Source organism: Limosilactobacillus ingluviei str. Autruche 4 (assembly GCF_000312405.1).
In the GTDB taxonomy this organism is placed as follows: Bacteria; Bacillota; Bacilli; order Lactobacillales; family Lactobacillaceae; genus Limosilactobacillus; species Limosilactobacillus ingluviei.
This window is the reverse complement of sequence record NZ_HE997178.1, coordinates 41,523-51,905: the sequence shown is the minus strand read 5'-3', so window position 1 is coordinate 51,905 and position 10,383 is coordinate 41,523. Positions and strand designations below refer to the sequence as shown.

Here is a 10,383-nt window from a genome sequence, read left to right as displayed (position 1 = left end):
GTGCGCCAAAAGGCTAAATCGGCTGGCTGGGCAATTAACTTGCGTAAGGCGCTTTGCATCGCTGCTTGATCGGCGGCCGGCTGGTAATAACCGTCAATAATGGCACGATAAAGCGGCAGGTCACGCAACATCACAGGGGTCCCACAACTAAAAGCCTCCAAGACCGACATTGGGAACAATTCATTATAAGATGGCAACAAAAACAGGTCGGCTAAATTGTTGTATTCCGCCACTGCCTGTCGAGAAACGATCCCCGGGAAACGCAAGTTAGCCGGCGGATTTTCAACAACTTGTTTCAACTGCTTGTAGCCATCCGTCATCGCCCCAAAGGAAAAGCCGCCCGCCCAAATAAACAGGACGTCCGAATTAGCCTTTGCCAACCGAATGAAATCAAAAATCCCCTTGCGTTCCTGGAGTTGACCGCTACCAAAGACCACGAATTGATCCGCTGGTACCTGATACTTTTGCCGCAAGGCCCGCCTTTTTTCGGCACTGACTGGATGAAAGTGCTCCGCGTCGACAAAATTAGGAATATACGTGATCCGTTCCTTAGGAATTCCGTACGCGGCGAGCGGCGGAATAAAGGCCGGATTTACCACCACCAAGTGATCCATCCGCTTGTAAAAGGCAATGATGTAATGGTAAAAAAGACTCCGCCATGGTTGGGGAATCTTTAAACTACCTTCTAATGTTTCTGGTAAAAAGTGGACATAGCCAATCTTGCGCCCCCGCCGTTTCGAAAAGGTCGACAAAAAGTACGAGGGGTTAATCGTATGGTAGTGACTAATATCGGTTGTCCGCCACGAATTAATGGCCAAATCAAATTCATCAGCAAACCGCTCCTTTAGCAACGCGATCAATTCGTTATAAGCACTGCCGACCCCTTGCCCCTTTACGGAATCAGCCTGTGAAAACATGGTGATTTTTAACATTATTTACTCCTCATAAACGGCAAGCGCAACCGCGAATTGTGAGCGGCGTGCTCTTGAGCCAAGCGTTGCTGGCACTCCTGATAAAATTCAACCACGCGTTGACCAAACACCGTCGCCGAAATTTCGTGCAACTTCGCCTGGCGCTTTCGTAAATCTTCGGGTGCCCCTGGCCTTTGCAAGTAGTACAAGACCCCCTTCACCAAGCCTGACCGTTGCTGGAAGACTTGTCCAATCGCCGGATCATCAAGCAAGTGGGCCGTATAATCACTTTTCATTACTACCAGTGGCAAGGCAGAAGCCAAGGCCTCGTCATAAGTCAACCCTTGCGATTCGGAATCTGACGCCGAGACAAAGACATCCGCCAATTGATAATAATGATACACCTCATCATTATCGACCTGGCCAACAAAGGTAACGTGTTCGGTCAGCTTCATTTCCCGGACCTGCCGTTCCAAGGTGGGACGCGCCGGCCCGTCCCCCACAATTAGCAAATGCGTCGTTGGTTGAACCGCGAGAATATCCGGCAAAGCCGCAATTAAGGCTTGAATGTTCTTTTCAAAGGCCAACCGACTCAACGACAACAGTACGGGCGTCGTCGCCTTTAGTCCCAATTGCTCACGGCGGGTCAAGCGTTGGGCCGGGGTATCCAGTTGTTGGTAGCGATCCAGGTTAACCCCCGTTGGAATAATTTTGATGGGAGCTTCCACCCCATAGCCCAACAAAGTATCCAAGACTCGCTCACTTGGCGCAATCACCCCATCGATGTTGCGCATATACAACCGCGCTAACCGGGCCACATCGCGGGGCTTTAGAATCCGCCCGTTGGCAATGTAGTGCAAGTAGTCTTGATACATCGTGTGGTAAGTATGCAGACACGGAATTCCTAATTCATTAGCCACTAGCTTGCCCATCATCCCCAAGGAAAATTCCGTCTGGTTATGCACGATATCCAATTGCAAGCGCTTGGCGACACGCAAGACTTTTAGCCAGCCCGTTACGGCAATCCGCCGGTCCGTAAAGGAAATAAAGGGGACACTTTTAAAGCGGTAAATCCCCTTTTCAGGCTCGGAATGTGGGGCCGCGGGGTCCGTCGTGGTAAAAATATAGACCTCATGCCCATTTTTGATTAATTCATCCCGCAAGGTCTTGATTGACGTTGCCACGCCACTGACTTGCGGAAAGTACGTATCTGTAAACAAACCGATTTTCAAGCTGCCCTCTCCTTTATCAATTCCGGTCCGGTCGGCCGGGCTCATTTCAATCGTTAGTCTGATTTTTTCATTTTAAACGGAAATCTGAGCCTTGGCAAACCAGACCTATATTTTGATTAATCCGGCTGCTTCAAACCTGCCTACGGAGCTTGTTTGGCCAACCATGCTTCGACTAATTCGGCAACTTCATCGTCATTTTCCAAGGCTAACGCTTTTTTGACCAGCGGTTGCAGCTGCCGGACCGATAAACTGCGAATCAACTGGCGCAACGGCAAAATCGCCGCCAAGGGAACCGAAAATTCATCCAAGCCCATGGCCAACAATAACGGTTGGGCTAACTTAACGGTTGCCATCTCCCCACACAAGCTGATCCATTTCCCCTCGGCATGAGCCGCCTGGATCACCTGCCGAATTGCCCGCAAAACCGCTGGGTTCAATACGGAGTAGTGGTGGTTTAGTGGTGAGGTGGTCCGTTCCGTTGCAAAAAGATACTGGACTAAATCATTGGAGCCAATGCTGAAGAAGTCCGCGTATTTAGCAAACTGATCGGCCATTAAAACCGCAGCGGGCGTTTCAATCATCATCCCCACTTCAAGCTGCTCGGCAACCGGGTGCCCAGCCGCCACCAGCTTTCGTTTTTCCTGATCCAAAATCGCCAACGCGCGCTGAAATTCATCGATCGTCGCAACAAAGGGAAACATGATGGCCAATTGCCCATAGACTGACGCGCGCAACAAAGCCCGTAACTGGGTCCGTAAGATCACCGGTTCCGCCAGGAGCCGCCGAATGCCCCGGTCAGTGACTAAATTGGCACCTGGCTGTTTGTCAGCCCCCAGATCCTGAACCCGAATCACGACCCGGTGCTTAGGCATGGCCAACAACGCCGCCTTATACGCGGCAACTTGCTCCTCTTCCGTAACGGGCCGGGCCGGATCTAAAAACAAGTACTCACTCCGGTACAAACCGATCCCTTCGGCCCCGGCTTGCGCCAATTGTTTTAATTCCGCCGGCAACGTTACATTGGCCGCAATTTGGTACCGACTACCATCCACAGTCACAGTCGTCGCAGTCGCCAAGGCGCCTAATTCTTGTTGCTTACGTTGATACTGCGCAGCCAAGCGCTGGTAGTGGTCAATCTCTTGGGGCGTGGGTTGCAAAATCAGCTTGCCATGCTCACCATCCACAATCGCCACCATATCTTCAGCGGCTTGGGTAGTTGCTGAATGCGTTCCTACTACCGCTGGCAACCCCAATTCGGCCACTAACAGGGCCGAATGGGCCGTTGCGCCCCCTTGATCAGTTACCACCCCCGCCACTAACCGGGGATCAAAACTGGCCACCAAACTGGGACTGACCTGATGGGCGACGATCACGGCCCGGTGATCCAACCGGGGCATCGTTGTCCGGTCTAAGAGGTGGCCAAGCAAGCGATGGCCCACATCTTGTAAGCTGGTCAACCGGGCTTGCTGGGCCCGACTGGGGGTCAGCCCAGCTTGTTCGTCCAGGTAGGCTTGTACCGCACTGGCCGCGGTAATTTTTTCACTTACCACCCGCCGGCTGAGGGTCGCTTGAAATTGCCAATCGTTAATTAACGCCAGTTGAGCTTGTAAGGTCTCTTGGACCTCATTGCCGTAATTGGCGCTGGCTTGCCGGGAGATTTGGGTCAGTTCATCTGCGGTAATACGAAAAGAATCATGAAGCCGTTCGACCTCATGATTCACATCGGTTGTTATTTGCTGTTCAACTGGCCCTTTGGCATCCCCCAACAGGTGCACCGGTGCAATCACAATTCCACCACTGGCGGCAATCCCGCTGAGTAATTTTGACATCTTAGCCAGCCAAGCCTTCCTTGGCCATCGTTTCAGCAATTGCTGCGATTGCTTCTGCTTCGTCGTCCCCATCAGCTGAGATGGTAACGTCAGCGTTTTGGCCAACCCCAAGGGACATAACCCCCATGATGGACTTCAGGTTTACGCTCTTGCCGTTGTAAGTCAACGTAATGTCGGAGGCAAACTTTGAAGCAGTTTGAACCAAGATCGTAGCTGGGCGGGCGTGAATCCCAGTTTCAGCAGTAATGTTAAAATCGCGTTTTTCCATTGTAATCAGTCTCCTTAGCACAATAAAGATTGTTGTTCGTATTGGCAAGCTCAACCAACACGCACCTTTAAAACCAATTGTAGCAATTGTAAGCGGTAAATACAAGAAACTTCCCGACCGAATTCCAGAAAGCCGGCCGGCCCAAGCCAAATTAAGTCTGCTAACAAGAGAACTTAATTTTCTTCATTTACTTGCCGGTGATAATGAACTTCCCCACCGCGATGCGCTTCGCCCACAATTTGGGTCTTATACTGGTACTCGCGGTAAGCCACTTGAAAGGCCATAAATTCGGCAGGTGTAATTACCAATTCATCCCGCTTTCCCGTCCGCAAGGCTTCTAATTCTGCCATGTAGTCCATGTCATCCCCCCTTCCCCGTTACTTAAGATTTTAGCACATTCCTGAATCCCCCCTTTAGCATTCAGTCCTGATGAGTGCTAAAATTTAGGTAACCGTTCACGAAAACTGGAACACTAATTACTTGCTTTCAAACCGAAAGTCAGTATAATTAGAGCCAATAGTCAAGAAAGGTCAAAAAATTGACCGCCGGCAAGGGGGAACCATACAGTGAAATGTCAAATCTGTCAGCAAAACCAAGCAACAATTCATCTTCAGATGATGAACGGCCAAAAGATGCAGATCGACCTCTGCCAAAGCTGTTATGAAAAATTACAAAACCAACAAATGCAAATGTTAAATGGGGGTAGTGATATGAATAATGCCTTTGGGTTTGCAAACCTGGATGATTTTATGAACGCAATGAGCAACATGCAAAATCAAGCAGCCAACAACAGCCAAAGCCAACGCCAAGGCGGCAATAACCGCCGGGGGAAAGGGGTCTTAGGGCAATTCGGGATCAATATGACTGACCTGGCCCGCCAAGGCAAGATCGACCCGGTCATTGGACGAGATAAAGAAATCCACCGGGTCATCGAAATTTTAAACCGGCGGACCAAGAACAACCCGGTCTTAATCGGGGAAGCCGGGGTCGGGAAGACTTCCGTCGTCGAAGGGCTCGCCACGGCGATCGTATCTGGTGAAGTGCCAGAAAAGCTGGCTAATAAGGAAATCATTCGTTTGGACGTAGTCTCCTTGGTCCAAGGCACCGGGATTCGGGGCCAATTCGAAAAGCGGATGCAACAATTGATCGATGAAGTCTCCAAGAACCATAACATCATCCTCTTCATCGACGAAATCCATGAAATCATGGGGGCCGGCAATGCTGAAGGTGGCATGGACGCTGGCAACGTCTTAAAGCCCGCCTTAGCCCGGGGTGAATTCCAACTGATCGGGGCCACGACCTTAAACGAATACCGCAAGATCGAAAAGGACGGCGCCCTGGCCCGGCGGTTCCAACCGGTGGAAGTTGCGGAACCAAGCGTGGAAGAAACGATTAAGATTCTGGAAGGGATCAAGAGCCGCTACCAAGATTACCACCACGTCAAGTACACTGACGATGCCTTAGTGGCAGCCGTTAAACTGTCCGACCGCTACATCCAAGACCGCTACTTGCCGGACAAGGCGATTGACCTGCTGGACGAAGCGGGTTCGCGGAAGAATTTGACCCTCAAGAATGTCGATCCAAATGCTATTGAAAATCAAATTCACACGGCTGAAGCCCACAAGCAACAAGCCGTTGAGAGTCAAGACTACGAAAAGGCCGCCTTCTACCGGGACCAAGTGGAAAAATTAACCAAGGCCAAGAAGGAAGCCGAAGAAAATAAGGTGACTGACGAAGCCGTCGTGGACGTGGCCGACATGGAACACATTGTCGAAGAAAAGACCAACATTCCGGTCGGTGACTTGCAAAAGCAAGAACAAAACCAACTTCGGGACTTAGATCAAGAATTGGAAAAGCACGTCATTGGCCAAAACGAAGCCGTTGACAAGATCGCTCGGGCCATCCGGCGGAACCGGATTGGGCTCAACAAGTCGGGACGGCCAATTGGCAGCTTCCTGTTCGTTGGCCCAACGGGGGTCGGCAAGACGGAAACGGCCAAGCAATTGGCTAAGCAGCTCTTTGGCTCCAAGGACGCAATGATTCGGTTTGATATGTCCGAATACATGGACAAGACGTCGACTTCCAAGTTGATCGGGGCTGCCCCAGGCTACGTCGGTTACGAAGAAGCTGGGCAGCTGACCGAACAAGTCCGGCGGCACCCGTACAGCCTGATTTTGCTTGATGAAGTGGAAAAGGCGCACCCGGATGTCATGCACATGTTCTTGCAAATCTTAGACGACGGGCGCCTGACCGACTCCCAAGGGCGGACGGTTTCCTTTAAGGACACGATCATTATCATGACCTCCAACGCCGGTTCTGGTGACGCCGTCGTTAGCGTTGGTTTTGGGGCGGAAGCCGCCAACAATACCAATTCCGTCATGGATAAGCTGACCGACTACTTCAAGCCAGAATTCTTGAACCGGTTTGACGACATTGTTGAATTCAACGCCTTAACTAAAGCGGACTTGATGCAGATCGTTGGTTTGATGATCGACGACGTCAACCACATGCTGGCTGATCGCGACTTACACGTCACGGTCCCACAAGCCGTCGAAGAAAAGTTGGTCGACCTGGGCTACAACCCGAAGATGGGGGCCCGGCCGTTGCGGCGGGTCATCCAAGAACAAATTGAGGACCACGTGGCCGACTTTGTCTTAGAACACAACAACGATCACCGTTTGCAAGCCGCCTTGGATGACGAAGGCCAAATTATCGTAACCGCCGAAACCAGTCAAAATCAATTAACCCCATCCACGGATGGGACGGTGACCACCACCGACTAACCGCAATGCAAAACTGAACTAAGCAAGAAAGCCCCCTGGCCAATCGTGGTCAGGAGGCTTTCTCAATTCAAAAAACAGGATGCCGGCGTGGCATCCTGTTTTTTTAGCACGTTAATTTTAAAGTCAGTAGATTAAAGAGCGCGTTGCTCACTTAGCCAACTTGGATCGTTCCGTTCGCCACCAGGAAGATCGACAGCACGGACAGTGCCAGTACCAGGACGATGACCGTCTTTTCGGCTGTCGTCATCTTGCGGTTTTCTTCCTTGCAGCATTGCCAGTAGATGACAAAGCCAGGAATGAAACTGATCGAAACCAGCAGCACTTGTTGCCAACCTGCCAAGATCATGCAGGCAAATTGGAACCCAGCGGCCAGCAGCCCGATCGTGAATTGACCCCATTCTTGGTTTTCAGCACTGTACTTCATTTGGTACAGCCCCACTAGCAGGTAGGAGAAGAGGATCGCGGCCGCACACAAGGAGTAAGCAAAGGTGTAGGCTTGTTCCGTGAAGAGCAAGGAGAAGAGGAAGATCGTTTGTAAGACCCCGGTAATCATCAAGGAAGCCGTTGGTGCTCCCTTGGCGTTTACCTTCCCCCACATCTTTGGCATTGCCTTGTCTTCGGCGACCAACATCGTCGTTTCGGCTGGCAACATCGTCCAGGACAACCAGGAGATAATCGTGGAGATGATTAACCCAACATTAATCATTACCCCACCCCAGTGACCAACAACGGCTTCCAGAACGCTCCCTAAGGCTGGTTGCGTCCCAGCTGCCAATTGGGCCCGGGTCAGCGTGCCGTATGGCAAGATGGAGATTAAAATGTAGATTAAGAGCAAGAGGATAAACCCGATGATCGAAGCTTGTTCCGCTTGTGAACGGGTCTTGGCCCGGTGTGCCATCACGGACGCCCCTTCGACCCCGATGAAGACCCAAATCAAGGTCATCAAGGTCCCCTTCATTTGTTCCCAAACGGAGCCGGTCGTGGTCCCCTTGGAGAAGTTATTGGCCACGTGGCCCCAGAAGTCGGTCGTAAAGATGCCGCCCTTAAAGGAAATGACCATCAAAATGATGAACAAGACCAGTGGGATGATCTTGAAGACCGTCCCAATTGAGTTAATGAACGAGGCACTTTCCACCCCTTGGTTAACCAAGATCGTCAACAGCCAGCAGAAGATGATCGCGACAATGATCGAAGGCAGGTTTTGGCCCCCCTTGAAGATTGGCAAGAACGTCCCTAAGGAACTCATCAGCATCGTCGCAAAGGCAATGTTCCCCAGCCATGCCGACAGCCAGTAGGACCACCCGGAGATAAATTCCCCCAGGGGACCAAAGCCGGCCCCGGCATAAGAGAAGATCCCCGCTTCTAAGTCAGGCCGCTTGTTTGACAAGTTGTTCAACGACAGCACCAGCATCAAAATCCCAAAGCCGACAAACAGCCAAGCTAAGAGGGCTGGCCCTGGGGCCGCCGCCATGGAAACGTTAGTCGTGATCCCAAAGATCCCCGTCCCGATACAGGAACTGACGATCAGGGCGATCAGCTCCGTCCGGCTAATCCCTTTTTTATTTTCCATTTTCAAATTCCTCGATTCTGTTATTTTCCAAATTCAATGGATCAATCAATAATTGCTGACCTTACCCGGGCGAATCAACCCGGTAAGGCAAATTAACTGCAACGTAGTTCAGTGGGTAAAAAAAGCGGGGCTGACCCGTGGTAGTCGTTGGTACCATCGGATCACCTCCGCTTGATTGAGGATAATTAGAGATCCTCACGAACGATTGGGCAGGACATGCACCGCGGACCACCACGACCCCGGGATAATTCACTCGAGCGAACCTCGTGAACCAAAATCCCGTGTTCACGCAGCAAGTCATTGGATACGTAGTTCCGGTTGTAGGTTACCACGACCCCTGGCGCAATCGTCAGGGTGTTGGAGCCATCGTTCCATTGTTCACGTGGGGCAACGATTGGGTCGCCGTTCCCAGTTGGAATCAAGTCGATTTCTGACTTGTTCAAGGCCTTCTTTAAGACTTCCTTGATGTCCGTGTGGTGTTCCATCGTGATTTCGCCATCCTTGCCTGGGTGCAGAACCCAAGTGTCGATTTGGCCGTTGTCGTCCATGATCGCCGGGTGAACAGTAAATTGATCGTAGTTGATCATCGTGAACACCGTGTCAAGGTGCATCATCGCGTGGTTGTGTGGAATTGAGATGGCAATTACCGTGTCGTAATCGGAGTCAGCAAAGAGGTTCTTTGCGATGTCTTCGATTGCGTCCGCCGTCGTCCGTTCGGAAATCCCGATGGCCAAGACGTGGTCAGACAATACCAATTCGTCCCCACCTTCGATGTGCGTGTCGTGGTTCCGGTCACGCCATACCTTCACCTTGCCGGCAAAGCGTGGGTTGTGCTTGATGATGTATTCCGTAATCAAGGATTCCCGTTGCCGAGCAGCAAAGGTCATGCGGTTAATGGAGATCCCTTCCCCGATGGACGCTTGTGGGTCCCGGGTGAAGTAGGCGTTTGGCATTGGATCCATCAAGAATGGCCAATCCGTGTTTTCAGAAACGGATTGTAAGTCAGCGTGCTTGATGTCGATTTCTTCAGCCCGGACCCCTTCGATGATCTTGTCGACCATTTCTTGTGGCGTCATAGCGGACAGGTAAGCGATCAAGGCGTCGTGGGTGGCCCCAGCAACGTAACCTGATTCAGCTACCATCCGGGTTAAGAATTCTTGCCGCACTGCGTCGTCAGCTAAGGCTTCGGCTGCCAATTTTTCAAAGTAAATAACTTCGATATCTTGGTCCCGCAGCGTTTGGGCAAAGTAATCATGTTCTTCTTGGGCAATTGGCAAGTATGGGATGTCATCAAAGAGCAGCCGTTCCATGGAGTCAGGCGTGATGTTTTCAATTTCACGACCTGGCCGGTGGAGCATAACCGTCTTCAACTTGCCGATTTCAGAAGTAACGTGGATCGGACTAGTCATAATACTACACTCCTCTTTATTGAGTTCAAAGTAACTAAGAGAATCACATCAGGGGTGATTAACCGTGAATCACCGTCCCAAGCTTGCCGGCCAGAGCATCATCCAGTCCGGATAAGGACGTGATGATTGCTTCACGCTCTGGGTGTCCTTCAACAAAGGATAGGCAGGCTTGAATCTTTGGCAACATGCTTCCGGCAGCGAAGTGGCCTGCTGCCATGTATTCCTTCGCTTCATCGACGGAGATGTTTTCCAGCCGCTTTTGATCTGGTTGGTTGAAGTTGATGTAAACATAGTCAACCGCCGTCAAAATAATCAGCTTATCTGCGTCAATGTTGTCAGCTAACAAGGCACTGGACCGGTCTTTGTCGATCACGGCTGGAA

9 protein-coding genes are annotated in these 10,383 nt (G+C 51.2%); 1 reads left to right on the top strand and 8 read right to left on the bottom strand.

Annotation, left to right across the window (positions count from 1 at the left end):
- The 5 genes from BN54_RS09650 to ykzS all read right to left on the bottom strand — a co-directional run.
- On the bottom strand, nucleotides 1–932 hold a 932-nt coding region (locus BN54_RS09650), incomplete at its 3' end, for a glycosyltransferase family 4 protein (protein ID WP_019206986.1).
- The gene (locus tag BN54_RS09645) at nucleotides 932–2,143 is read right to left on the bottom strand and encodes a glycosyltransferase family 4 protein (protein WP_019206985.1); all 1,212 of its coding nucleotides are present in this window, start codon (nucleotides 2,141–2,143) and stop codon (nucleotides 932–934) included. The genes BN54_RS09645 and BN54_RS09650, both read right to left, overlap by 1 nt.
- A 140-nt stretch (nucleotides 2,144–2,283) precedes the next feature.
- A complete protein-coding gene (gene ptsP / locus BN54_RS09640) occupies nucleotides 2,284–3,972 on the bottom strand; it encodes a phosphoenolpyruvate--protein phosphotransferase (protein ID WP_019206984.1) in 1,689 nt (562 codons plus the stop codon).
- Nucleotide 3,973: 1 nt separating this feature from the next.
- Nucleotides 3,974–4,240, bottom strand: a complete 267-nt coding sequence (locus BN54_RS09635) for a phosphocarrier protein HPr (RefSeq protein ID WP_019206983.1) — start codon at nucleotides 4,238–4,240, stop codon at nucleotides 3,974–3,976.
- Nucleotides 4,241–4,413: 173 nt separating this feature from the next.
- Nucleotides 4,414–4,599: a protein YkzS gene (gene ykzS / locus BN54_RS09630; RefSeq protein WP_019206981.1), complete on the bottom strand. Its 186-nt coding sequence runs from the start codon at nucleotides 4,597–4,599 to the stop codon at nucleotides 4,414–4,416.
- A gap of 207 nt (nucleotides 4,600–4,806) precedes the next feature.
- On the opposite strand from ykzS, the gene BN54_RS09625 reads away from it, so the two are divergent.
- Complete coding sequence (locus BN54_RS09625; RefSeq protein WP_019206980.1) at nucleotides 4,807–7,023, top strand: ATP-dependent Clp protease ATP-binding subunit; 2,217 nt, start codon at nucleotides 4,807–4,809, stop codon at nucleotides 7,021–7,023.
- Between the two features lie 151 nt (nucleotides 7,024–7,174).
- Here BN54_RS09625 and BN54_RS09620 read toward each other — a convergent pair whose 3' ends face one another.
- The 3 genes from BN54_RS09620 to BN54_RS09610 all read right to left on the bottom strand — a co-directional run.
- Nucleotides 7,175–8,593 carry a basic amino acid/polyamine antiporter gene (locus BN54_RS09620; protein WP_019206979.1) on the bottom strand — a complete coding sequence of 473 codons (1,419 nt, stop codon included), beginning with the start codon at nucleotides 8,591–8,593 and terminating at the stop codon, nucleotides 7,175–7,177.
- A 185-nt stretch (nucleotides 8,594–8,778) separates the two neighbouring features.
- A complete protein-coding gene (gene arcA / locus BN54_RS09615) occupies nucleotides 8,779–10,002 on the bottom strand; it encodes an arginine deiminase (protein WP_019206977.1) in 1,224 nt (407 codons plus the stop codon).
- A 58-nt stretch (nucleotides 10,003–10,060) separates the two neighbouring features.
- The coding region (locus tag BN54_RS09610) for an amino acid kinase family protein (protein ID WP_019206106.1) at nucleotides 10,061–10,383 on the bottom strand (323 nt) is incomplete at its 5' end.

Excerpts from the sequence above, each read along its gene's own strand:
- ptsP (WP_019206984.1), bottom strand. The coding sequence starts at position 3,972 with ATGTCAAAATTACTCAGCGGGATTGCCGCCAGTGGTGGAATTGTGATT.
- BN54_RS09635 (WP_019206983.1), bottom strand. The coding sequence starts at position 4,240 with ATGGAAAAACGCGATTTTAACATTACTGCTGAAACTGGGATTCACGCC.
- ykzS (WP_019206981.1), bottom strand. The coding sequence starts at position 4,599 with ATGGACTACATGGCAGAATTAGAAGCCTTGCGGACGGGAAAGCGGGAT.
- BN54_RS09620 (WP_019206979.1), bottom strand. The coding sequence starts at position 8,593 with ATGGAAAATAAAAAAGGGATTAGCCGGACGGAGCTGATCGCCCTGATC.
- arcA (WP_019206977.1), bottom strand. The coding sequence starts at position 10,002 with ATGACTAGTCCGATCCACGTTACTTCTGAAATCGGCAAGTTGAAGACG.